Raw genomic sequence first — 544 nt, forward strand, 5'->3', positions numbered from 1 at the left:
AGAGGTTTAATCAAGTTTGCCGCATCAACTTGGCCACCAGACGCTGCACCAGCACCGATAATAGTATGGATCTCATCAATGAACAGGATGGCATCTTCTTCTTTTTCAAGCTGCTTCAAAATCGATTTGAAACTTTTCTCGAAATCACCACGATACTTAGTGCCTGCTAGCAGCGAACCGATATCAAGTGAGTAGATAACGCTATTTTGAATCACCTCAGGCACTTGGCCTTCAACAATTCTCCAAGCTAGGCCTTCTGCAATTGCCGTTTTACCCACACCAGCTTCACCAACGAGCAATGGATTGTTCTTACGACGACGACATAGGACTTGGATCGTACGTTCTAGCTCTTTGTCACGGCCAATTAATGGATCAATATTACCGGCCTTCGCCACTTGGTTGAGGTTTGTTGCAAAGCTTTCTAAACGTTCATCGGAACCTGTCTCTTCGACACTATCCGAGCTAAACGAATCTGAAGAAGATTGATCTTCTCCGGCGCCAGAAGATTTCGTAATACCGTGGGAGATAAAGTTGACAATATCTA

The 544-nt window shown here is 44.5% G+C and carries 1 protein-coding gene; it reads right to left on the bottom strand.

From position 1 onward, the window contains the following. A partial coding sequence (locus R7O13_RS30105) for an AAA family ATPase (protein ID WP_318305622.1) occupies window positions 1-544 on the bottom strand: 544 nt, incomplete at both ends.

Source organism: Vibrio sp. Y176 (assembly GCF_033438945.1).